Source organism: Gabonia massiliensis, assembly GCF_001403595.1.
In the GTDB taxonomy this organism is placed as follows: Bacteria; Bacteroidota; Bacteroidia; order Bacteroidales; family Coprobacteraceae; genus Coprobacter; species Coprobacter secundus.
Genome location: NZ_LN877940.1, coordinates 1149075 through 1171714, shown reverse-complemented (window position 1 = coordinate 1171714; position 22640 = coordinate 1149075). Strand labels below are relative to the sequence as shown.

22 protein-coding genes and 1 other RNA gene are annotated in these 22640 nt (G+C 38.8%); 11 read left to right on the top strand and 12 right to left on the bottom strand.

The annotated features are described in order from the left end of the window. Nucleotides 1-13 precede the first annotated feature (13 nt). The 5 genes from gmd (at nt 14) to BN2628_RS14445 (ending at nt 4502) form a co-directional block, all read left to right on the top strand. Nucleotides 14-1105, top strand: coding sequence for a GDP-mannose 4,6-dehydratase (gene gmd / locus BN2628_RS14465; RefSeq protein WP_021929746.1), 1092 nt, complete (start codon nt 14-16; stop codon nt 1103-1105). Nucleotides 1106-1189: 84 nt separating this feature from the next. Next, nucleotides 1190-2134 carry a GDP-L-fucose synthase family protein gene (locus BN2628_RS14460; protein WP_082430183.1) on the top strand — a complete coding sequence of 315 codons (945 nt, stop codon included), beginning with the start codon at nt 1190-1192 and terminating at the stop codon, nt 2132-2134. 14 nt (nt 2135-2148) lie between these two features. Next, nucleotides 2149-3486: a sugar phosphate nucleotidyltransferase gene (locus BN2628_RS14455; RefSeq protein WP_055098249.1), complete on the top strand. Its 1338-nt coding sequence runs from the start codon at nt 2149-2151 to the stop codon at nt 3484-3486. 18 nt (nt 3487-3504) lie between these two features. After that, a complete protein-coding gene (locus BN2628_RS14450) occupies nt 3505-3717 on the top strand; it encodes a hypothetical protein (RefSeq protein WP_055098216.1) in 213 nt (70 codons plus the stop codon). Between the two features lie 164 nt (nt 3718-3881). Continuing rightward, complete coding sequence (locus BN2628_RS14445) at nt 3882-4502, top strand: hypothetical protein (RefSeq protein ID WP_055098183.1); 621 nt, start codon at nt 3882-3884, stop codon at nt 4500-4502. A gap of 108 nt (nt 4503-4610) precedes the next feature. Here the strand turns inward: BN2628_RS14445 and BN2628_RS14440 are convergent, their stop codons facing one another. Further along, nucleotides 4611-4838, bottom strand: coding sequence for a winged helix-turn-helix domain-containing protein (locus tag BN2628_RS14440; protein ID WP_021929741.1), 228 nt, complete (start codon nt 4836-4838; stop codon nt 4611-4613). A gap of 288 nt (nt 4839-5126) precedes the next feature. On the opposite strand from BN2628_RS14440, the gene cls reads away from it, so the two are divergent. After that, nucleotides 5127-6575 (top strand): cardiolipin synthase, encoded by a 1449-nt coding sequence (gene cls / locus BN2628_RS14435; protein WP_055098180.1) that lies wholly within the window; start codon nt 5127-5129, stop codon nt 6573-6575. Between the two features lie 5 nt (nt 6576-6580). On the opposite strand, the gene BN2628_RS14430 is transcribed toward cls, so the two are convergent. Continuing rightward, nucleotides 6581-8008, bottom strand: a complete 1428-nt coding sequence (locus BN2628_RS14430) for an ATP-dependent DNA helicase (protein ID WP_055098178.1) — start codon at nt 8006-8008, stop codon at nt 6581-6583. A gap of 211 nt (nt 8009-8219) precedes the next feature. Here BN2628_RS14430 and BN2628_RS14425 point away from each other — a divergent pair, with 211 nt between their 5' ends. The 3 genes from BN2628_RS14425 to BN2628_RS14415 are packed head-to-tail and all read left to right on the top strand — an operon-like array spanning nt 8220 to nt 10506. Continuing rightward, nucleotides 8220-9050 (top strand): DUF3822 family protein, encoded by an 831-nt coding sequence (locus BN2628_RS14425; RefSeq protein WP_055098176.1) that lies wholly within the window; start codon nt 8220-8222, stop codon nt 9048-9050. Further along, nucleotides 9038-9595, top strand: a complete 558-nt coding sequence (rsmD, locus tag BN2628_RS14420) for a 16S rRNA (guanine(966)-N(2))-methyltransferase RsmD (RefSeq protein WP_021929736.1) — start codon at nt 9038-9040, stop codon at nt 9593-9595. Before BN2628_RS14425 ends, rsmD begins: the two co-directional genes overlap by 13 nt. After that, nucleotides 9595-10506: a DMT family transporter gene (locus BN2628_RS14415; protein ID WP_055098173.1), complete on the top strand. Its 912-nt coding sequence runs from the start codon at nt 9595-9597 to the stop codon at nt 10504-10506. The genes rsmD and BN2628_RS14415 overlap by 1 nt, the downstream gene beginning before the upstream one ends. Nucleotides 10507-10555: 49 nt before the next feature. Here BN2628_RS14415 and mutY read toward each other — a convergent pair whose 3' ends face one another. Then, the gene (gene mutY / locus BN2628_RS14410; protein ID WP_055098170.1) at nt 10556-11656 is read right to left on the bottom strand and encodes an A/G-specific adenine glycosylase; all 1101 of its coding nucleotides are present in this window, start codon (nt 11654-11656) and stop codon (nt 10556-10558) included. A gap of 130 nt (nt 11657-11786) precedes the next feature. Between mutY and BN2628_RS14405 the strand changes: the two genes are divergently transcribed. Next, on the top strand, nt 11787-13109 hold the full coding sequence (locus tag BN2628_RS14405; RefSeq protein ID WP_055098167.1) for a DUF3843 family protein: 1323 nt from the start codon (nt 11787-11789) through the stop codon (nt 13107-13109). Nucleotides 13110-13158: 49 nt separating this feature from the next. Further along, the gene (locus tag BN2628_RS14400; RefSeq protein WP_055098164.1) at nt 13159-13983 is read left to right on the top strand and encodes an alpha/beta hydrolase; all 825 of its coding nucleotides are present in this window, start codon (nt 13159-13161) and stop codon (nt 13981-13983) included. A 436-nt stretch (nt 13984-14419) separates the two neighbouring features. Here BN2628_RS14400 and BN2628_RS14390 read toward each other — a convergent pair whose 3' ends face one another. From BN2628_RS14390 to BN2628_RS14355, 9 genes are all read right to left on the bottom strand, one after another. Continuing rightward, on the bottom strand, nt 14420-14905 hold the full coding sequence (locus BN2628_RS14390) for a pyridoxamine 5'-phosphate oxidase family protein (protein WP_055098128.1): 486 nt from the start codon (nt 14903-14905) through the stop codon (nt 14420-14422). A 9-nt stretch (nt 14906-14914) separates the two neighbouring features. After that, nucleotides 14915-15202 carry a DUF2752 domain-containing protein gene (locus tag BN2628_RS14385; RefSeq protein ID WP_055098109.1) on the bottom strand — a complete coding sequence of 96 codons (288 nt, stop codon included), beginning with the start codon at nt 15200-15202 and terminating at the stop codon, nt 14915-14917. Between the two features lie 73 nt (nt 15203-15275). Then, nucleotides 15276-15779, bottom strand: a complete 504-nt coding sequence (locus BN2628_RS17075; protein WP_082430182.1) for a CD225/dispanin family protein — start codon at nt 15777-15779, stop codon at nt 15276-15278. 480 nt (nt 15780-16259) lie between these two features. After that, nucleotides 16260-16880 (bottom strand): DUF975 family protein, encoded by a 621-nt coding sequence (locus tag BN2628_RS14375; protein ID WP_055098104.1) that lies wholly within the window; start codon nt 16878-16880, stop codon nt 16260-16262. A gap of 187 nt (nt 16881-17067) precedes the next feature. Next, complete coding sequence (locus BN2628_RS14370) at nt 17068-17328, bottom strand: GNAT family N-acetyltransferase (protein ID WP_055098101.1); 261 nt, start codon at nt 17326-17328, stop codon at nt 17068-17070. 170 nt (nt 17329-17498) lie between these two features. Next, nucleotides 17499-17897, bottom strand: a transfer-messenger RNA (tmRNA) gene (gene ssrA / locus BN2628_RS16900). Nucleotides 17898-17978: 81 nt separating this feature from the next. After that, nucleotides 17979-19103, bottom strand: a complete 1125-nt coding sequence (holB, locus tag BN2628_RS14365; RefSeq protein ID WP_055098098.1) for a DNA polymerase III subunit delta' — start codon at nt 19101-19103, stop codon at nt 17979-17981. A gap of 17 nt (nt 19104-19120) precedes the next feature. Further along, nucleotides 19121-20074 (bottom strand): methylenetetrahydrofolate reductase [NAD(P)H], encoded by a 954-nt coding sequence (gene metF / locus BN2628_RS14360; protein WP_021929727.1) that lies wholly within the window; start codon nt 20072-20074, stop codon nt 19121-19123. A 590-nt stretch (nt 20075-20664) separates the two neighbouring features. After that, entirely contained in the window at nt 20665-22533 is a 1869-nt protein-coding gene (locus BN2628_RS14355) for a cellulase family glycosylhydrolase (RefSeq protein WP_055098062.1), read from the bottom strand. Between the last annotated feature and the right edge of the window lie 107 nt (nt 22534-22640).

Genomic DNA, 22640 nt, shown 5'->3' with positions numbered 1-22640 from the left:
CTCTATAATCGATATGACAAAAACAGCTTTAATTACAGGAGTTACCGGTCAGGATGGCTCATTTCTAGCAGAATTTTTATTGGAAAAGGGATATGACGTACATGGCACCATACGCCGCTCGTCGGTAGACTACCGCGAACGTATTGCTCATCTTGAAGGACGGCCTCATTTCCATTTGCACTATGCTCATCTGGGTGACTCGATGAGTCTGATTCAGGTTATCGGTCGGGTTCGTCCGGATGAAATATACAATCTGGCTGCACAGAGCCATGTACAGGTAAGTTTCGACTCTCCTGAGTTCACTGCCGATGTAGATGCCACCGGTGTATTGCGAATATTGGAAGCCGTGCGCCAATGCGGGCTCGCCTCGACATGTAAAATATATCAGGCCTCGACTTCAGAACTGTACGGCAAGGTAGAAGAGGTCCCTCAAAATGAAAATACACCTTTCCATCCATACAGCCCTTATGCGATAGCGAAACAGTATGGACACTGGATTGTAAAGGAATATCGCGAGGCATATAACATGTTTTGTTGCTCAGGCATTCTTTTCAATCACGAGTCGGAACGACGTGGTGAAACTTTCGTAACCCGTAAAATCACTCTTGCTGCTGCACGTATTGCACAAGGCAAGCAGGAGAAACTGTATTTAGGTAATCTTTCTTCTCTTCGCGACTGGGGTTATGCCAAAGATTATGTAGAGTGCATGTGGCTGATTCTTCAAAATAAGACACCGGAAGATTTTGTCATCGCCACCGGAGAGCAACATTCCGTTCGTGAATTCTGCCAATTGGCATTCCACTATGCAGGCATAGAACTCGAATTCGTAGGGGAAGGGGAGAATGAAAAAGGTATAGACAAAGCTACCGGCAAGGTCCTGGTTGAGGTATCTCCGGACTTCTATCGCCCAACAGATGTCGTAAATCTTTGGGGAGACCCCTCGAAAGCAAAAGCTGAATTGGGCTGGAACCCGACCAAAACGTCTTTTGAAGAATTGGTCCGTATTATGGTAGACTCAGATATGGCTAAAGTTGCTGTCGAAAAAGCCGGTGAACATATCCGTATGAATCTTGCTGAATATCTCGAAAAAGGTATTGTAAAATAAACCGAAAGGCGAAAGCAGAGGTTCTAAACTTGTTTGAAGAACTATGCTGAGCCGCTGCGTTTATTGAAATAAAATTAAATTATCATCATGGAAAAGAATGCCAAAATATATGTAGCGGGCCACCGTGGTATGGTGGGTAGTGCCATCGTACGGGAATTGGAACGTCAAGGCTATACGAATATCATTACAAGAACTCATAAGGAGCTGGACTTATGCCGCCAGGATGCTGTGGAAAAATTCTTTGCAGAGGAAAGACCTGAATATGTTTTTCTGGCAGCAGCTAAAGTGGGCGGCATTGTCGCCAACCAGAGTGCTTTAGCAGACTTCATGTACGATAACATGATTTTAGAGATGAATGTGATTCATTCCGCTTGGCAAAACGGCTGTAAAAAACTGGAATTTTTAGGGTCGTCCTGCATCTATCCCCGCATGGCTCCACAACCTATGAAAGAAAGTTGCTTACTGACTTCTGAACTGGAAAAGACAAATGAAGCTTATGCTCTGGCTAAAATCTCGGGGCTGAAATACTGCGAATTTCTGAACCGACAATACGGTACTGACTATATCAGTGTCATGCCGACTAATCTTTACGGTCCGAACGATAACTACCACCCTACTCACAGCCATGTATTGCCGGCTCTTATACGACGCTTCCATGAGGCTAAAGAGCAAAAACTACCGTATGTAACTTGCTGGGGTGACGGCAGTCCGTTACGTGAATTTCTCTATGTAGACGACCTCGCCAACTTGTGCGTATTTCTTATGAACAACTATAGCGGCAATGAGACCGTCAACGCCGGAACCGGTAAAGAACTGACCATTAAAGAACTTACAGAGCTGGTTGCCAAAGTAATCGGTTATGAGGGTGAAATCCATTGGGATACCAGCAAGCCAAACGGCACACCTCGTAAGTTACTGGATGTTTCGAAAGCTGCATCTCTCGGCTGGACGTATAAAACGGAACTGCAAGACGGCATACGTCTCTCTTATGAGGATTTTCTCAATAACCCTATGAGAGCCGAACGATAATAACATTTGTAGACATGAAAATCATATTGCTTTCCGGTGGTTCCGGAAAACGGCTGTGGCCATTGTCAAACCATACTCGTTCCAAACAATTCCTCAGGTTACTGAATTCACCGGAAGGCGGTACCGAATCCATGGTACAACGGGTTGTCCGCCAAATCAGAGAGGAAGGTATCTCCGATTCGGTAACCATAGCTACCAGTGCCTCCCAACAAGAAATCATTACCGGACAATTGGGAGCGGATGTCGATATCGTAACCGAACCGGAGCGCAGGGATACATTCCCGGCCATTGCTCTGGCTTGTACTTATTTGGCCAAGGAAAAGCTGTGCAATGACAATGAGGCGGTAATAGTGATGCCTTGCGACTCTTACACTGACGCAAACTACTTCAAAACCATTACGCAAATGGCTACTGCCGTGGAAAATAATGTTGCAGACTTGGTACTTATGGGCATAAAGCCCAAATATCCGTCTACAAAATTCGGTTATATCGTTCCGGTAAGGGAAAATGCCGACAAATCGTTTCTATACGTGAAAGGCTTTACGGAAAAACCGGATGAGGAACATGCCGAGTCTCTGATTGCTGACGGTGCTCTATGGAACGGGGGCGTATTTGCTTTCCGACTGGGATATATGACCGATATTGTGAAACGTTATCTCGACGTTCACTCTTTTGAAGAATTGCATTCCCGATATGGGGAACTCCCCAAAATCAGTTTTGACTACGAAGTAGTAGAAAAAGCCGAATCTATTGCCGTGATACCTTTCAACGGCCAATGGAAAGATTTGGGTACATGGAATTCTTTGACGGAAGAGCTTACCCACTATATCGGGAACGTGACTGCCGGTAAAAATGTTCACAATACACATGTAATCAATGAACTAAACATTCCTTTATTGTGTTTCGATATCGATAACCTGATTATTGCCGCCAATTATGACGGCATTCTGGTATGCGGGAAAGAGTCTTGCGAACATATCAAAGATTATGTAAACGAGCTTCCCTCCCGTCCCATGTATGGGGAATATAGCTGGGGCACGTATAAGGTTGTCGATTTCTCTACGTTTGCCGGTGGATACCAGAGCTTGACACAGTTGTTACAGCTCAAAGCCGGCTTTGACATCTGTTACAGAGGACACCAATACCGGGATATATCATGGACATGTGTCGACGGTTCGGGAATATTGGTGCTGGATGGGCAGGTCAGAAATATCCAGCGTGGAGATATCATTCATATCGGTAAGGGACACCGATATGCTGTAAAGGCGGTCTCCAACCTCCAAATCATCGAAGTACAAACCGGAGACCGACTTACGGATAACGACGTCGAATATCTTGACTGGAACTGGTAAAATACGGAATATCAAATCATGGATTATGCAAATCTGGACCGCCGAAAAATACTGACCTATCTCAAAGAGAATGGCGGTGCCGCTTCGGTAGATGATATAATAGACTATTCAGGTGCTGAGAGTTTACGGGTATATTCTTTGATACAACAACTAAAACTGAATGGGGAAATAATCGTCCTGAAAGAATCTTCTTTCGGAGCTCCTACTCTGATTCGAATAGCAGAGCATTAACATGTATTTTGGAGTGACTTTGCCCCAAAACATCTCTGAAAGAAACTCTCAAATCTGACCTGAGTAAGATTAAGACCGGCTCTAAGGTATACACATATATCTCGTGTGACGAACGCAACACAACATTCCATCCTCTCAAGAAGGAAAAATAACAGCCATACTATATGAAAACGGATATTGTCGAGTACAGAACCAGCTCTGTATATGAAGGCATTCCCAAACATGTACTCCAGGCAAATAAGAAACGCTTAAATGCCTTCTACATGGAAAGGGAATGTATAGAAAACAAGGGTGACAAATTTATATTCAGGTACGTATTCTATTCTTTGGAAAAGCTTAAAAGGCTAACCAAAAACTCTCTAAGCAAACAATACGAAAGTCTCTCCCCGACTCTGAAAGCGGTAGAACCGGATAAGATACAGTCTATGGAAAATAAATATGTGATGTTGTACGGAGACATCTCTTCTCCGGAGACAAAGGAACTGGTAGATACCTATCTCAAAAAGCATAATTTGCAGGAAGCCTGCCCTCCGTTTTATGATAAAATAAATCAGGCTCGAAATAAAACCGATATTGCCTATGAGGAACTGCAAAAGGTCCTTTTTTACTGCAAAAAGAAAAAATGCCCGTTGCTGTTTGTCTCTGTAAACATGTTGATACGGGACATTCGCTTTTTTAACCTTCTCGAAGAAAGCAATATCGATTTCAGATGTATAGACTTTCCCTGGTTCTGTAACGAAAACTTAAAGTTGATAAAGGCCGTGATGTTATACGAACAACTTTGAACGCGACAAGGGAAAACGGTATAATCAACAAGGGCACCTGGCGTATTGTCAGGTGCCCTTGTCGATTACATCATCTTTCTATGGGGAGCCTATCCCCGATATTTTTCTCTATCCGAAAGTTATAAAACCATCTGATAAACTATTACTGAACCATAGTTCCTCATCTACAGCCCGACAATAAATCTTTCCTTCCCGGGCAAGCCATCCTATAGCTGCCCATAACGCAGCATCATTCAATCCTAAACGGGATTTCAATTGTGCCAATGACATCTCATGCTGCTCATCTAACATCTGCCATACCAGTCCGGCATTTTCTCCAATTGTAAATATCATCATACTATCATTTATTAAGGTTAACGTTGCTTAAAGATAATGATAAGGGTTTAAAAAAGCAAATCGTTTACGCAAAATTTTTGTTACAATACAACTATTTATCCTGAACATTACGAAAATATTTCGGATAGATCGGTCTAAATTTTATAAAAATTATTTTTAGATGAACCCTAAGAGTCTGTCTAAACTCTCTTTACTAAAACATATTGTAACATTTTAGGTATCTAATATTGAAATTTTCATTTTTTTTTATGATATTAGGGCCTGTTTAGTCTTTAATATAATAAGATAATGATTCTTGCCGCTATTCAAGACATAAATTTCTGGCTGTATACCAGCCTTTATATTATCTATTTTATCACTGTAATCAGTACGATTGTAGTGATTCTTTCCGAAAACAGGAATCCTGTAAAAAGTATCGCATGGATTGTGGTACTACTCTTCCTGCCGGTAGTAGGCATTGTCTTCTATTTTTTTTTCGGGCAGGAATATCGTCGCCAACGCATGATTTCGCGTAAAGGCAAGCGCAAACTTCTCAAAAATATCAACTATTCAGAAAATGAAGTCAGCAATCTGCCGCTTTTCTTATCTTCAGAAAGCATACAGGAAATAAAGTTGGGGTACGCATTGGGAGAATTCATTCCATATCCCGGAAATAAGGTAACGATTTTTACTGAGGGCGAAAGCAAATTCGATATGCTTAAATCCAAAATGAGGAAAGCCCGCAAATTCATACACTTGCAATATTATATTTTCAATAATGACAAACTGGGAAATGAAATAAAGCAAATATTAATAGAAAAGGCTCGTGAAGGGATAGAAGTCCGGGTAATCTATGATGATGTGGGTTGCTGGAAAGTGAAAAAACATTTTTTTGAAGAAATGACTGCTGCCGGCATAGAGGTATATCCTTTTCTGGAAGTGACATTTCCTCAACTGGCAAACAAGATAAACTATCGGAACCACCGGAAAATCGTAATTGTCGACGGAACTTGCGGATTTATCGGCGGTATGAACATCGCAGACCGTTACCGGGATGGTGTACCTTGGGGAATATGGAGAGACACCCATATCCTCATCGAAGGGCCGGCAGTGCAGGGATTACAATCGTCATTTGCCGTCGACTGGTGCTTTACCAGCCGTCAGTTATTGTCGGAAAAACTCTATTTCCCGATTGTCGCTCCGAAGGGAAATACTTGCATACAAATCATAAGCAGCGGTCCGATAGGCGAGTGGAAAGAGATTTCGCTAACCTTTCTTAAAGCTATCAGTAACGCCAAGCAATATGCATATATACAGACTCCTTATTTCCTGCCGACCGAAAGCTTGATGAAAGTGCTGCAAGTGGCAGCACTGGCTAAGGTAGATGTAAGACTGATGCTTCCCGAAAAATCAGATTCCCCGGTTTTGCAACTGGCTTCTCACTCCTATATAAAACCCATGCTTAAAGCCGGTGTAAAGGTTTATTTTTACCAAAAAGGATTTATCCATTCAAAAACGATTGTCATCGACGACGAGTTCTCGACCGTAGGCTCTACGAATCTCGATTTTCGTAGTTTCGATCACAATTTTGAGGTAAACGCCTTTATGTATGACAAAGAACTGGCTGTCAAAATGAAAAATATTTTTATAGCCGACCAGCAGCAATGCAGACGTATACCCTGGTCGTACTGGCGCAGACGTCCTGTGGCTTCAAAAGTAAAAGAATCGATTGTCAGATTGCTCAGCCCGGTTTTATAGTTACATTATCCCAACTTATGGTCTTCACAGTATTCATCACCGGGATTTATCAGGAACAACCGTTCCGTAGCCCGTGTAAAGGCTGTATACAACCACCGATAGAAATCGAGGCCTAAATAGTCGGAACGGATATACCCCATATCGATAAATACATTTTTCCACTGTCCGCCCTGAGCTTTATGACAAGTCAGCGCATAGGCATACTTTACTTGAAGAGCATTGAAATACGGGTCAGACTTCAACTTTTTCATCTTCTCACGTTTCGAAGGTATGTCAAAATAGTCTTCCAGCACCGACATAAACAGCTGATTGTTCTGCTCGGCCGAAAGAGCCGGAGTATCCGTAGTCAACGTATCCAGTATTATCTTCGCTTCCACTTCCACATCATAGTCAGGGAAATAAAGCGCTACGTCGGCAAAACGAAAGCCATACAGCTGTTGCCTGCCTCTGACTTTCACTACACGGGCAATATCTCCATTGGCTATAAAATCGATTTCTTTATAAGTTTCAGACCAGAAGTAATTATTCTTGGCTACCAACAAATAATCTCCCGAGGTAAGTTCTTCTTCCCGATACAATATCTGATTTCGTACCCCCTGATTAAATATATTCGCCCGTTTATTTGAACGGGTAACGATAATCGTCTCATCCATCCCATCTCGGTCATAGGCTGTAGAAATAGACTCAATGAGGTACTCTCCTGATATTCTTTGAATATCTTCAAACTGCCCAAACCGTATCTGCGGGGTCTCTAACGGCAATGAAAACATCCGTTCACGCAGACGAGTTGCATTGAACAGAATACCAGACTCCTGCATTTGCCGGGCAACGGTATGCAACTCAAAAGTCTCAACGGACAAGCCATAACCCGACAAATGTGTCTCATCCAAAGCCGGGCTATTCTCTTGCCCGACAGGGGGCAACTGGGCACTGTCTCCCAACAGTATCAATCGACACCCCTCACCGGAATAAACATACTCTACCAAATCATCCAATAAACAACCGGTGCCATATATGTGGGTATCGGCCGGAGTATTGGCTATCATAGAAGCCTCATCGACAATAAATAGCGTATCTTTATGGAGATTATCCATAATCTGGAAACCCTCATAGTCTCCGGTAAAAACTTTCTGACGATATATCTTCTTATGTATCGTATAGGCGGGATGTCCTGAATAACCGGAAAATACCTTGGCCGCCCGACCGGTAGGTGCTAGTAATACCGACTTGCGCTGGAAGGCATCCAGTGTTTTTACCAAAGCTCCAATCAGCGATGTCTTACCGGTACCGGCATATCCTTTCAACAGAAACAGGGACTCGGACTCCGGACGAAACATAAAATCACCGAGTCGTAAGAGCAACTCTTTCTGCTCTTCATTGGGAGTATAAGGAAGATTACTTTCTATCTGCCTAACAAAGAAGTCATTTATCATCTTTTATAAATAAAGTCGTTTACAAAAATAGTGCATCCGATTTTCTTTTTCTACATTTGCAGAAAGATTATAACCGGAGTCCGATTAAATTTTACAAAAATATCTCTATTACTGTCTACCCAGGCTGTAAGGGGGATAACTTTTGAAATTTCCTAATCGGCTCATACAAAACCGAATTTCATAACAGTATCGGAATCTATTAGGTATAACAATGGCAGACTTATCTAAACATAAACAGATAGAGATAGAACATCCCGGACAATATATTCTGTCTATTCGGTTAGAAAAGACAGGGATATACTTTTCGATATATAACCCGTCTGTCAATAATTCGTTTCAAGCTTGTTCCGAAAAATTCCCGGCAGGAGAAGACTATCTGTATTCTCTTGAGAATTTCGTATATGAATATCCGGAACTGTTGCAACCCTATAAAAAAGTTTATATCCTGTTGCAATCGAACAGGTTTACCTTTGTGCCTCGTGATTTCGAACCTTCGGGAGAAACCGACATTTATTACCGATATTGCTTTCCCGGTACATCAGGCAGAATTCTGGAAAACAGACTGGAGCAAAACGGCATATACAATCTATTCGGTATAGACGACGACATATATGCTTTCTTGTTACGAACGTTCGATTTGCCGGTCATTCTCCATCACCTCAGCCCTCTTTGCGAGTATTTCTATACCAAAAGCCGCATGGGGAATAATGAGAAAATGTACGTCAACATCGAAAACAAATATCTCGACATTATCTGTTTTGATAAAAAAGGACTGCTCTTTGCCAACACTTTTGAATACGAGCATACGAATGATGCAGCATATTACATTCTGAACGTGTGGAAACAGCTAAATTTCGACCAACAAAAAGATGAGGTGCACTTGACGGGCAAAAACGAACAAAAAAAGATAATCGTCCCTATCATTCAAGAATATATATCTTGTGTCATGCCTTCGATATTCCCGGCACAATTATTCAAAATGGGAAAAGACACGCTCAATGCACCTTTTGACTTAATCATTACACCTCTATGCGAATTATAAACGGTAAATACGGAAAACGCCGGTTCGATGTCCCGGCCAATATAAAGGCAAGGCCTACTACGGACTTTGCCCGTGAAAATCTATTTAACGTACTCAACAATATAATCGATTTCGATGGTATCTCTGCCCTCGACCTTTTTGCCGGTACAGGAGCCATCAGTTTTGAACTCGCTTCTCGCGGTTGTGCCAAAGTCATATGTGTCGAGGCATATCACGTACAGTACAATTTTATCAAAAAAGTAATACAAACTTTAGGAGCCAAAGAGCTGATTCCGGTAAAAGGGGATGTGTTTAAATTCATATCCTCCTGCCGTGAGAGTTTCGATTTCATATTCGCCGACCCTCCATACGATTTGCCCCGACTAAATGAAATTCCGAAACTTATTCTTTCATCTTCTTTATTAAAACCAAACGGACTGTTAGTTGTAGAACACTCTAAAAACAATGATTTCTCATCTCTTCCCGAATTTGAAGAGCATCGCGTTTACGGAAGTGTAAATTTCAGCTTCTTCCGCAACCCTGCAAACAAGGAGGTAAATGAATAATGGCAAATTTTAAAGGTTTGGTGACCGGGATACTGTCGTCATCTACATTCGGTTTGATACCTCTGTTTACCCTGCCACTCATGGCACAAGGCATGACATTCGACTCTATCCTATTCTACCGCTTTCTGACAGCCGGTGTGGCTATAGGCATATTACTGCCTATACGGGGGGAATCGTTCGTAATCCGAAAATCAGAACTCCCCACCCTTTGTTATTTAAGTTTGTTCTACGTCATGTCGGCTCTGTTTCTCTTCTGGGGATACAACTATCTGCCCAGTGGTGTAGCTACAACGATACATTTCATGTATCCTGTCTTTGTTACTTTGATTATGAGCATTATCTATCACGAAAGGCTATCTGCAATCATTATCACAGCCATTATACTGGCAATCAGTGGTGTTGCCTCTCTATCCATTAGCGACACCGAACAGGGCATCGATTTGACCGGCATCGGTATTGTTCTCATCTCCGCCATTAGTTATGCCCTGTATATTGTTAGGGTAAATAAGTCAAGAGTGCGCAACATGAACGGAACAAAGCTGACCTTCTACGTATTAATGATAGGTTCTCTGATTTTTTTGCTGAATGCACAGCTAAAAGGTGGTGTACAAAGTATACCCGATGGAAAGGCTTTCATGAACATTCTCATGCTGGCCATATTACCGACTGTCGTTTCAAATCTGGCATTGGTATATGCCATTAAGAACATAGGGTCTACACTGACAGCCATATTAGGGGCCATGGAACCTCTTACTGCACTAAGCATCGGCATTCTGGTTTTTGCCGAACCCTTGACCCCGACCATTGCTTTAGGTTTTATACTCATTATCTCTGCCGTATCCCTCATCATTCTTGCCCAACCCATACAGAAAGGACTAAGACAATTGATTATACAACTGAAACGGCATTGATAAAGCTTACACAACTTAAAAAACGGACACCCCGTATACATGTCTTTCGTCAAAACAATGTGTTATCCAGTTTCTGCCTGTTTATTTCATCCAAATAATCAAGAGTCAGGCGAGAAAATGCATAATCAGATAAATGTCCCGCAGGGACTCTTATATAATCATCTGTTTCGGGAAGTTCCCGCTCTATCGATAAAGTATAAAAACGAGCATAAATGATACGGTGCGACAGCACATGTTTACGGACTATGGGAAACCCTTTTAGTTCTATTCGCCCAACTCCATCCATCAAATTGCGGTAAAACATATTTTCCTGCAACTGCTCAAATGTAACATCCCGGTCTGTTTCGATTAGGACAAATTCATACAAATTGCGCCATATATCGTTTGCCGTCCTGCGGTGTATCCAAGTTATATCACCAAACGAAATATGCAAATAATTAAAATACCGAGGCTTTACTACGGTTTTACCCTGTTTTACGGGATATTTTTCCATCTCATTTCGAGCCCGAGCCATACATTTATCGGACAAAGGGCAACCTTCACATTTGGGAGAACGAGGCATGCATTGCAAAGCTCCCAACTCCATAATAGCCTGATTATATATCGCCGCACGTTTACGGTCGAGCAATATACCGGCAAGTTCGGAAAACTGTTTCTTCCCGACACTCGAATCTATCGGAGTTTCCAATGCAAACAGACGAGACAGTACCCGATACACATTACCATCTAAAACAGCAAACGGCATATCATAAGAAAATGAGCAAATAGCCGCCGCAGTATACTCTCCTACCCCTTTCAAGGAAAGTACCCCTGTATAAGTATCCGGAAACTTCCCTCCAAAATCGGACATAATCTGCTTTGCAGCCGTATGCAAGTTTCTGGCCCGGCTATAATATCCTAATCCTTCCCAATATTTCATCACCTCATCCTCCGGAGCTTCAGCCAAGGCTTTTACATCAGGGAAACGGGACACAAAACGAACAAAATAATCATATCCCTGCACGACTCGCGTCTGTTGCAGTATAATCTCGGAAATCCATATAATATAAGGGTCCCTCGTCTCTCGCCAAGGTAATTCCCGCTTGTTCTGTTCGTACCAACGAATCAGAGGCTGCGAAATAGACGGAATATTATCCATAAAATCTATCATATCTTAAATGAGAATATTTGACAAAAGTAATCAAAAGCATCTATTGTACTTTGAATAAGGAAAAATAAATTCTGACATTGGATTATTGGGCTTTTATGTGTACATTCGCATTTCTTAGAAATATACCGAAATGAGAAAAAAGAAACAAGTGATTTACAGTGCCGACTGGTTGGAAATACATCCCTACAAAACTTCAGCAACAGACTTATATTATGTAAAACTTTCGAATCGTATATTCGATGCCATCGGAGCAGTACTCGACAACACCCCTTTCGAAAACAGTATCCTGTCCCTTATAGAGGATGAAAAGAAAAGGCTTAGTTGTACGCTGGCTGCCTACTTTGAAGATGTCATATCCCAAACTAATATTTTTGTTGCATTCAGAACTGAAAATAAAAAACGGACAGGAAAACCTATACCATTTTTTGACTGTTCGGATTACGAAGAAGACGAAATCAACACACAAGATATACAATTCCTGATTTGGCATTATTACATGCAACTCAATGGAACGGAAATTCCTTTTTCCCCCTTAAATCCTCTTTTCTCAGAGATGGCCAAGAGCGTAATGACAATACTTGACGAAGAATACGAAACAGCCCCTGAAAATAAAAAACTGCAAGAATTTTTCAATATTCCGGATGATATCAAACAAAATATCCAAGCGCTGCATACATACATTTTCTGGCTCGGAACCGAATCTTACCTCTTTCAGGGAAACGGCACATTTCTACAGACCGATGCTGAAGAAATAGCCGAAATAGCCCAAAACGATAATATGGAAGAACAGATTCCTGACATGATTAACATGATGTGTAACAATTTTACATACAATCATGTTACAGAGTTTCACGCACTCCGCCCAAGCCAATGGCTGGCTCGTGTATTGGGAAAGGATAATTGCCTTTACCGGCCCCTAAATGAACTTTCACGCAAATATTCGGGCTATTTCAGATATGAAAGTGAGAACTCCACACATACAAAATTCATACATATTGCCACCGGAAAAGAAATCGATATCGTCAATCGTTCTCTACATGGCTTTCCAAAAGATATGAAAGATAAAGAGTTGGTTCTATTTATCGGCTTTGTACGATGGATGGATGAATGGTGGTTTATAGGACAAGTGCGTTCATACAATCAATCGAACGAAATAAAAGATGAAGTCGATAGCGAAGAAGAACTGCATCTCTTTGATGATTCTTATGAACCGACTGAAAAAGAACAGACCGCCTTATTCAACAAAATAATGAGTATAATGGCCGAAGATGGCCCTGACTATACAGATGAGGACAGAGCTTGGGGTACTATGATGAACAGGGATATAAGCAAAAACTTTATCAAAAAAGCTTTTGAAGAAGGACATTTGCCCAAACTCAATTTTGAAGGAGAAACCGATAATCTGTTGATGAAAGATAACTTGAATTTCATCCTTGACTATATGAAACGCTGACAAAAAATATTTTCACAAAATTACAAACAAACTCTAAAACATAAGAACCATGAAGTTAAAAGCATTCATTGTACTGTTTGCATTATCTATATGCATCTCGACACAAGCTGCTACCGTAGATACAGTGCAAGTAAAAAGTAAAAAAATGAACCGGAATATTCCTTGTGTCATTATCTCCCCAGATAAACAAACCGGAAAAACCTATCCTACACTATACCTCCTGCACGGATATGGCGGTAACCATAAAACCTGGATAGGCATAAAACCTAATTTACCACAACTCGTCGATGAATACGGAATAATTGTAGTCTGTCCTAACGGTGAAAACAGTTGGTACTGGGACAGCCCAATAAATTCGAACTCCCAGTTTGAAACATTCGTTTCTGACGAGCTTATAAAATATATCGATAAAAATTATCCTTCTATCCCAAACCATAAAGGAAGAGCTATTACCGGCTTAAGTATGGGAGGTCATGGAGCTATGTGGCTGGCTATCCGCCACCAAAATATTTTCGGTGCTGCAGGTAGTATGAGCGGTGGATTAGATATACGTCCTTTCCCTGACAATTGGGATATGAAAAGACAAATCGGAGAAAAAGATAAAAACCAACAAATATGGGAAGAACATACCGTTATCAACCAACTCGACAAATTAAAAAACGGTAGTCTGGCCATCATCTTCGATTGTGGGTATAGCGACTTCTTCTTTACAGTAAACAACAATTTCCATCAAGGTCTGCTCGACCGGAAAATCGACCACGATTTCATCGTTCGTCCAGGGGGGCATACTTCCGAATATTGGAACAATTCCATCGACTACCAACTATTATTCTTTAATAAATTCTTTAACAAAGAAGATATTAAAACGAAATAATTTGTTAATACGTTAATAAAAGACGCTTTTTTCACAGAAACAATGTTAAAATAGCAATTTATTTTGCATTATTTCTTGTAAAACAAGTATAAGAAATATATATTTGTACTATGTTTTTTCATAGTATTAGATTTAAGGTTTACAAAGATTGGTTGTCGGGAGACAACCTTTTTTATTTCTACAATTTTACAATACTCCCATACGAATTATCCGCAAAATTTTGCCTTGGTAAAATAAAAATGATTAATNTCCGAGTTAAAATGTTAATTAAACAATCGTTTTTCACACAAACAATGTTAAAAAGCAAATCTTTTTCACACTCAAACTTGCAAAATAGAAACAACCCGCTTATATTTGCCATGTGTTTTTTCATGGTATTAGATTTTAAGGTAAAGAAGATTGGTTGTCGGGAGACAACCATTTCTTTTTCATAAAGCTACATAATTTCTTTACACTTTCCTGTCATAGAAACGATTTCGAGTCGGATAATTTCGGTACGGTGAAAAGATTTCTCTGCATATTTACGTCCTATTTCCATAACATTTGGAGAATATTTAGCAATCAATAATTCTAAAGCATACATACGTTCTTCTGGCGAAAGGGCTATATGAGCGACACATCTCATCACAATACTTTCATACGCTGTTGTAAACTTCTCTGGAATAACCTGAGTGCGCCCTACTACACAAAAAGACACTCGATTATTTTCTCTAATGCAATCCAACTTCTGTCCTTTCGGCGCACAATGTATATATATCAAATTTTTCTGATCCCAAACATAGTTCAAAGGAATACCATAACCTTCATTTCCAATACACATCGACAATATACCATATTCTCCTGTAGATAACAAACCTAAAGCTTTATCTTCATCAAGCAAACGGTCTTGACGACGAACATTCCCATTATCATATATTTCCATATAGCAACATTATATTCCTAATACATTTCTGAGTATCCACCAGCTTATCAGTAATATCAAAAATACATTTACCGTAACCGGATGATAAACAAAATTTTTGATTTTCCCGAACCGGCCTCCACTTCTCAAATAAACAGCCCCTCCCAATAAAATCAAATATGGAATGGATATAAGTAGAAAAAAATTATAATGTATTGCTTTTAAAAAACGAAAATGAAGCAAATGATATACAGCCCGTTGACTTCCACAAGCCGGGCACTCCAGTCCTGTAAAAGAACGAAATATACATTTAGGCATCCATATTGCTTCCTCAGGATTTACAAAGCAAAGTAAAACAAGTATAGATATACCAACAAAAATCAATAATTTACTATATACCGAAAAACGCACCTGCAACTCCCATGAAAAAACCGATTGTTATAGAAACAATACCGATTACCAAAGACAGAATACTAAACAATTTGGACTTATCTGCAGCTTCTTTGGCGCCAATCTTATCGCCAGCACTCCACAATGTATCTACCTTGCTCGAATACACAATAGCAACAATCCCCAATGGCAGGCAACATAATATTGTCGTAAGAATCGCCCAAATCAAATAATTATCAGGTTTTCCTACAAAATCAGTATGAGCCTGAGGGCTCTCTCTTGAAGCCTCATTTTCCGGTTTGGCAGAAGATGAAGAACTTATCGGCGGCACTGGTGGTTGGACAAAAATCACCGACAATTCCGGAACAGAACCTGCCGGTTGCCAATTTTCCATTCCGGCCTTCCATACTAATGTTTTTTCTGTAACCCCATATTTTCTTAAATCATTTCCATTAACCGGTCCCTGCTGTTGTTCCGAGTCATCGATATAAAAATATTCTTCCATAATATTACTAATAATAAAAGACTCTATACTTTTGAATATATTAAAATATACATGAGCCTTCTCTATTCCATGTCATTAGCAAACATATAAAAAAGAATGCACTATTCACAGAAAAATAAAATTTTTTTCATTTATAATTGTCTATTCCTCTACAATTTGCTATTTCTAATTTTACCAATATTTCAATACAATGTTAACAAAAAATTCGATTTTAATCAAACTTTGTTAATAAAGAGAATATTTTTATACTCAGAGTTGCAAAATAACAATAAACATTTTACATTTGCACTATGTTTTTTCATGGTATTAGATTTAAGGTTAATGAAGATTGGTTGTCGGGAGACAACCATTTTTTATTTATGCATACACTTAACCGAAATATTTTCCAATCACCTCCCAATATAGAGCTTAAAAAAACAATTTCCCGTACAAGTATTCTTTGTACGGGAAACAATCTTTTTAAATGATTTACAAGCATCCTTATTCGGTAACAGGAATGATTATGCCTTTATCTGCCTTCAACCTTTCATAAAAAGCAGCACTTGCTGTATATACATAAGGAATAAACCAAATCAGCCCAATCACTGTAATAGTTGCTAAAATAGCCCAACCGATAAAACTTAACATCAATATAAACAAATCGGCCTTATGGCCCTCCATCATACGCATGCTCTCATCAATTGCCTGAGAAGGTGTCAATTCAGGGCGGTCCCTAAGTATATAAAACGTCATCGAATAAGAAAGCCCTTTGATAATACCCGGAACAATAAGAAGCAATGTCCATAGAAATGTATATATATAAACTAATATGTAACATACAAACATTCTTTTAAACTGCTGAAAAGGAAGAAACAAATCTGAAACTTCAGGAATCTTTCTATCACGAAATAAGCCGTAAAAACTATATAAAAGACCTATCATAACAGGAACGGCAACTCCAAAGTATAAAATCAAATAAACAAATGAGTAAGACCTCGCAAATGAGGCAATCACACAAACAATAAATAATGCCACCAAAGAGACAGCAACACTCGGTTTCCAATTTCCCGAAAGAGCAGCCAATGCCTGATTTTTAAAATCAGAAGATTTGTAACTTTCCATACATTTTAGATTTAATTATAAATAATCTTCTAAATTACAACTATTCTATAAGGAGTAAAAATAATATAAGAAGAAAATATAAATAAAAATATATACTATTTATCACCGATAAACGATTCTCTCTTTTGCAATTCTCTCTCCAACATCTTATATCAGAATAAAAGACAAAACCCAAAATCCTGTGTTTTCACAGTAAGTTTTTCCGTTTCATATAAGCTGCAACATATGAACAAGTAGGAATTACTCTTAAATATTTTTCTTTACTATATTGTAAAGCAGCATCTACTAAAACAGCTGCAATTCCCCGTCCTTCTATCGGATGAGGTACAAACGTATGAGTAATATCTATTGTATCCCCCTTTATTCTATATTCCAAATAGGCAATATAACCTTCATATTCAACCTCGAATCGATGATTTGCAGGCTTATGCATTACTTCATACTCCATAATTTCATTGTTTTAATGTATATAAAGATAACAAATGGAACAACAGATTGATTATAAAGAACTATATTTTAAACTTTTTCTAAGAAATAAATATATAAATCAAATACTTAATGAAACATGCTTAAAAAACGAAAGCTACTGAAAATATCAGCAGCTTTCCTAAAAATAATATGTGGAGATGGAGGGATTCGAACCCTCGTCCAAACGAGGAACTAATGAGCTTTCTACATGCTTATCTTCGCCTAAATTGTCGGGAACAGACAAGACCGAAGCCACCAATCCATTCCTTAGTCCCTTAAAGTTTCACCGAAGACCCGGAACAAATCCTCGGCTATTTCCGATTTCCCTGCACCACCTGTTCGGTACGCTTCGGAACAACAGCAACCGGGTGATGTCTTGTCTCCCCAACTATTGAGGAGATTAAGCTAATCTACTGTACTTCGATTAAGCAGCAAGAGCGTAATTATTTTCGCCATTTAAATTTTTGATGTCTGAGATTTAAGAGCAAGCCATCCACGCTCTGCATGCTTACACACCACTTCTACCCGCTGTCAAAACCGGTCATCCCCATGGGTGTACTTTTCGCTAAATCCGAAAAGGGAAACAAAGATAATCCTTTTTTGTAAAATACTTGATATTAATATATCTATTTAACTTTTTAATAGCATAATCATCTTTATTGCTAAATCAAAAAACACAATTTTCCCATTCGCATTTTGCCCAATATCATCATAAGCCCGACTTAACTCCTCCATAATAGGATAAACATTACGCTCATGAATAAAAGGTGCAAAACGAGATGAAAATTGAGCTTCTTGAGTAGTCATATAATTAATTTCCGGTTGCCTTATATTGTATATAAAATTTTCTCGCAACATTCTCTGGGCATATGACAAGAAAACACGCTCTTTCTCTCGTCCTAAATCTGAAATTTCTTCACTCCACAATTTCAGGTCTTTAATTTTCCTACCATATGCCAACCGCATAAGACGCACAAACAAATCAAAATTCAGGCTCATCTCGTCCGAAACTCGAATCGATTCAAGAGCCTTCAAATAATTACCACTAGCAATATGCGCAATTGCAGAAGCATCCTCTGAAGACAGCGAATAATTAGTCACCAAAGCTGAGGAAACAACATCCTCACTTAACGGTCGCAAATGAACAGGCTGAGTACGAGACAAAATAGTACCCAATATTGCCGAAGCATTATCGCTTACCAATAAAAAAACTGTTTTGTCATACGGCTCTTCCAGAAGTTTCAGTAATTTATTAGCACAAACAGCATTCATTCTTTCCGGCAGCCAGATAATCATGACCTTATAGTCAGACTCATAAGTTTTCAGACTTATTTTACGAATAATCTCTCGACTCTCCTCAGCATATATCATCGCCTGACTATTCGCCGCATCAATATATTCCAGCCACTGGTCCAGATTGAAATACGTATTTTCTGCAAGAAACAAACGCCAATCTTCAATATAATCATCACTTACCCGTTTTTTCTTCTTTTCATTCTTAACAATCGGGAAAACAAAATGCAAATCGGGATGCATCAGATTATTATATTGTTTACATGAAGGACATTGGCCACAAGCATCATTTTCTCCTTTATTAGTACATTGAATATAACGGGCATAAGCCAACGCCAACGGAAACTTTCCCACACCTTCAGGCCCACAAAACAATTGGGCATGAGCTATCTGTCCCGTTTTTACCGAATGAATAAGACGCTGTTTTACATCTTCTTGCCCAATCACATCTCTAAAAAACATATTCTTGTTCCTCTTTATTAATAGACAGCTTGAGCAACACGCCTTACACTCTCAGTCGCCATCATAGAATAAAAATGTATACTGGGTACACCTTTGGACTTCAACTCCTTGGCTTGCATGGTACACCATTCTATCCCCACCTGCTTGGCATCATCATCATTTTTGCAGTTCTGCAGCTCTTTGGCCAACGGTTCTGGCAAATCTACATGGAACACTTTGGGCAAGACAGTCAGTTGATTGGCCAGAACAATGGGCTTTATGCCAGGAATAATAGGGACATTAATACCTTCGGCGCGACAACGCTCGACAAAAGCAAAATATTTGTCATTATCGAAAAACATCTGTGTTACCACATAACTGGCACCAGCTTTTACCTTTTCTTTCAAATAATTCAAATCAGACTCCGGATTTGGAGCTTCATCATGTTTTTCAGGATACCCCGCAACACCATACGAAAAAGGAGTATCCATCAATGACATCTTACTACCATCCAAAAAATACCCTTCATTAAAACGATTTACCTGTTGCTGCAAATCGATAGCATGAGTATGCCCATCCGGTGTAGGGACAAATTTATTATCATGTTTAGCTTTATCTCCTCGTAAAATCAGCAAATCATATATCCCCAAAAAATTCAAATCAATAAGAGCATACTCTGTCTCGCTTTTGGTGAAACCGCTACATATCAAATGTGGTACTGCAGGAATTTGGTACTTATTTTGTATTGCTGCTGCTACAGCCACGGTTCCAGGTCGAGTGCGTTCCGATATACGTTTATACAATCCTCCTTCCATATCTTTATAAACAAACTCACTACGATGAGTCGTTATATTTATGTATTTCGGATCAAATTCACGTAACTTATCTATCGTATTAAATACCTTTTCTATACTGTTACCCTTTAAAGGAGGAAGTACCTCAAAAGAAAATGCAGTGGACTGTTTGTCTGAGATTAAGTCTACAATGCTCATCGTTCAAAATTTTGTTTTTACAAAAGTAACATTTTTGATGAAAATCCTGATAAAAACCTAAAAATTAAACCATCCCCCCCTTATAAAATTTGAGAATGAAAATTTCATCTTTAAAGTCAGGACCAATAAATACATATCTGGAACAGATACACTCAATATGATTCGTAAGCCAAAACAACAATGATTCATTTATAAATTTTATTTAATGCAAGACAGAAAATAGATGGCTATCGTTAAACAAATACAAAACTCACATTTTTCTTCCCGAAATATTTGGAGTAGACACTGATCGTCTCTATATTTGTATCGTGTTTTTCATGGTATTAGATTTAAGGTTAATGAAGATTGGTTGTCGTGAGACAACCTTTTTTTGTTTATAAACATTCCTCAGCTCTACCGCACAACGACAATACACACTTCAAAAGATTCTTTCAGAGCAATAGCTCCCAGCTTCTTCTCACTTAAATAAATATAATTACAAAATGAGAATTGGATAATAATGACCTAATTTAGCATCATTATTATCCAATCCATTCTTAAAAATACAAATAATAATAAAGTATCAAACTAATTTATAACAGAACAACAACTTAATTACTTTTTAAGATTTTAAATGTTTTATTACCCACTCTAACAAAATAAATACCTGATGGATACATAGACATATCAATATTATCTTTAGTAGTTTTCAAAATAAATCGACCAGTTGCATCAAATATCTGTTTTAATCCTTTTTTATTGATTTTCAATATATTATCAATATTCAAAACAGAATCTTCAGATAGAAACGTTTTTTCGTCAGAACTTAACATCTCATCATTTGTAATTATGTACGACGGATTTTCCATTAAAGGTAATACATACTTTCCTGTAGAAGATGTCATTTTATTTTTCTGACCTAACCAATTTACATATATAATTTCTTTACTTTTCAAATCCAATTCTATTGTTTCAGCAACCTCCTTTGAAGGATCTGCAGAATGACTAACATTCCATAACGCAATCACTTGGTCTTTGCCCGAACCATAACAAAAGACTTTCGTATCTTCTGTATCAACCAAAGCATTAGAAAAAGGCTTATTCTCTAATAAAGATGAAAGTACAGAAACTGCACAATATGCTGCTTTAGGAGAAAAGTCCTTACGTATAATTCCAAAATTATGTTCTTTCTCTTTAATATTTGTCCCATCATTCTGAAAATCATATACATACACACAACTTGTAGTATTGTATCTTCTTGACATCAGATACAAACGAGTAATATATGCAGCTTGTCTTGCTTCATCTATATAAAGAATTTCTCCATCATCCCTGATCAAAGTGTCGGCTTGAAACCAGCCCATTTCAGTAATCCACGCTGTCAATGGCTTACTTTTTTTAGAATAAGTTTCTATCATTTTTTTATAGTGTGGCCATAAAGATGATACAGACACATTTTTCAAAAATGGATGGCCTTTCGTCCGATATCCATCCTCCGGATTGAATGGCGCAACATAAGTGTGCATAGCAAAACCATCCATATACTTAACTCCTCCACTCTGAAATATAGGGGTTAGATATGCCCCATCTACCAAATTTGGAGCACCTCCCGAGCAAATTACCGTACTATTGGGTTGCAAAGCTTTAATTGTCGTATATGTCTCTTTCAATAATTCATAATAACTGGTACCAGGATCGATTCCCAACGCTTTTGAAGGTTCATTCCAAATCTCCCACAATGTAACTTTATCACCATAACGTTTCACCAATTCTTCTGCATAACGGGCAAAACGCTTTCTTCCACTTTCATCCAAAGGAAATCCTCGGTTAGCCACTTTTTCTCCGGGAGCAGGATTACCATATTCCAAACTGATCAATACACGTATATCCCTGTCTGATGCCGCTTGAATATAATTGTCATATTTAGCGGAAAATTTAAATGTCCCTATAGGTTTTTCCACATCTCCCCAATATACCTCATCTCGAATACTGCTAAAACCTGCCAGTCGTATCAAATCTAAACTATATGGCACTAACCCTTTATTTTGTGCAAAATGCGTACATGTCCCAAAATCTGTAGGGCCGGCACTATACCGTTGTGGAACAATAGCGATATTGGAATGAGCAACAGCTAATGTTTCCCCCTTCATATTATCCTTCAAAGTCACTGTATAATCATAAAGACCCAGCTCAGGAAAATCCAATGATAATTTCACTTCTCTATGTGCAGCACCATTACTCTCTAAAATTACAGAATTTCCAATGATTATCGACTTATCAAGACGATGCTTTGCCTCAACGTATACACCAAACTCGTTAGCACTAGTAGCATCATTAAACTTCATACATAGCTCTTTCTTTCCAGTGCCAGCAAATATAAGAGGATATTGAGGCCCTCCGGAAATAATCAACCGAGTGGCATAAGAGTTTTGCAATATCAAGGCAAAAATTAAAGTAAATAGAAGAAGACCTTTTTTCATGTGATTACTGAATTTTATTTTCGTGAAACAATTTTTTCTACAAAAAAAGGCCTTACCTATTAATTTAATCGGAAATAAGCGCTTAACTACAAATTAATTTTTAGTTC

What these genes read in the sequence shown, in the direction of transcription:
- cls (WP_055098180.1), top strand. Translation starts at nt 5,127, where the DNA reads ATGATTCTTGCCGCTATTCAAGACATAAATTTCTGGCTGTATACCAGC.
- mutY (WP_055098170.1), bottom strand. Translation starts at nt 11,656, where the DNA reads ATGATAGATTTTATGGATAATATTCCGTCTATTTCGCAGCCTCTGATT.
- BN2628_RS14355 (WP_055098062.1), bottom strand. Translation starts at nt 22,533, where the DNA reads ATGAAAAAAGGTCTTCTTCTATTTACTTTAATTTTTGCCTTGATATTG.
- BN2628_RS14400 (WP_055098164.1), top strand. Translation starts at nt 13,159, where the DNA reads ATGAAGTTAAAAGCATTCATTGTACTGTTTGCATTATCTATATGCATC.
- rsmD (WP_021929736.1), top strand. Translation starts at nt 9,038, where the DNA reads ATGCGAATTATAAACGGTAAATACGGAAAACGCCGGTTCGATGTCCCG.
- BN2628_RS14370 (WP_055098101.1), bottom strand. Translation starts at nt 17,328, where the DNA reads ATGGAGTATGAAGTAATGCATAAGCCTGCAAATCATCGATTCGAGGTT.
- BN2628_RS14440 (WP_021929741.1), bottom strand. Translation starts at nt 4,838, where the DNA reads ATGATGATATTTACAATTGGAGAAAATGCCGGACTGGTATGGCAGATG.
- BN2628_RS14415 (WP_055098173.1), top strand. Translation starts at nt 9,595, where the DNA reads ATGGCAAATTTTAAAGGTTTGGTGACCGGGATACTGTCGTCATCTACA.
- BN2628_RS14455 (WP_055098249.1), top strand. Translation starts at nt 2,149, where the DNA reads ATGAAAATCATATTGCTTTCCGGTGGTTCCGGAAAACGGCTGTGGCCA.
- BN2628_RS14450 (WP_055098216.1), top strand. Translation starts at nt 3,505, where the DNA reads ATGGATTATGCAAATCTGGACCGCCGAAAAATACTGACCTATCTCAAA.
- BN2628_RS17075 (WP_082430182.1), bottom strand. Translation starts at nt 15,779, where the DNA reads ATGGAAGAATATTTTTATATCGATGACTCGGAACAACAGCAGGGACCG.
- gmd (WP_021929746.1), top strand. Translation starts at nt 14, where the DNA reads ATGACAAAAACAGCTTTAATTACAGGAGTTACCGGTCAGGATGGCTCA.
- metF (WP_021929727.1), bottom strand. Translation starts at nt 20,074, where the DNA reads ATGAGCATTGTAGACTTAATCTCAGACAAACAGTCCACTGCATTTTCT.
- BN2628_RS14430 (WP_055098178.1), bottom strand. Translation starts at nt 8,008, where the DNA reads ATGATAAATGACTTCTTTGTTAGGCAGATAGAAAGTAATCTTCCTTAT.
- holB (WP_055098098.1), bottom strand. Translation starts at nt 19,103, where the DNA reads ATGTTTTTTAGAGATGTGATTGGGCAAGAAGATGTAAAACAGCGTCTT.
- BN2628_RS14425 (WP_055098176.1), top strand. Translation starts at nt 8,220, where the DNA reads ATGGCAGACTTATCTAAACATAAACAGATAGAGATAGAACATCCCGGA.
- BN2628_RS14385 (WP_055098109.1), bottom strand. Translation starts at nt 15,202, where the DNA reads ATGCCTAAATGTATATTTCGTTCTTTTACAGGACTGGAGTGCCCGGCT.
- BN2628_RS14445 (WP_055098183.1), top strand. Translation starts at nt 3,882, where the DNA reads ATGAAAACGGATATTGTCGAGTACAGAACCAGCTCTGTATATGAAGGC.
- BN2628_RS14405 (WP_055098167.1), top strand. Translation starts at nt 11,787, where the DNA reads ATGAGAAAAAAGAAACAAGTGATTTACAGTGCCGACTGGTTGGAAATA.
- BN2628_RS14375 (WP_055098104.1), bottom strand. Translation starts at nt 16,880, where the DNA reads ATGGAAAGTTACAAATCTTCTGATTTTAAAAATCAGGCATTGGCTGCT.
- BN2628_RS14390 (WP_055098128.1), bottom strand. Translation starts at nt 14,905, where the DNA reads ATGGAAATATATGATAATGGGAATGTTCGTCGTCAAGACCGTTTGCTT.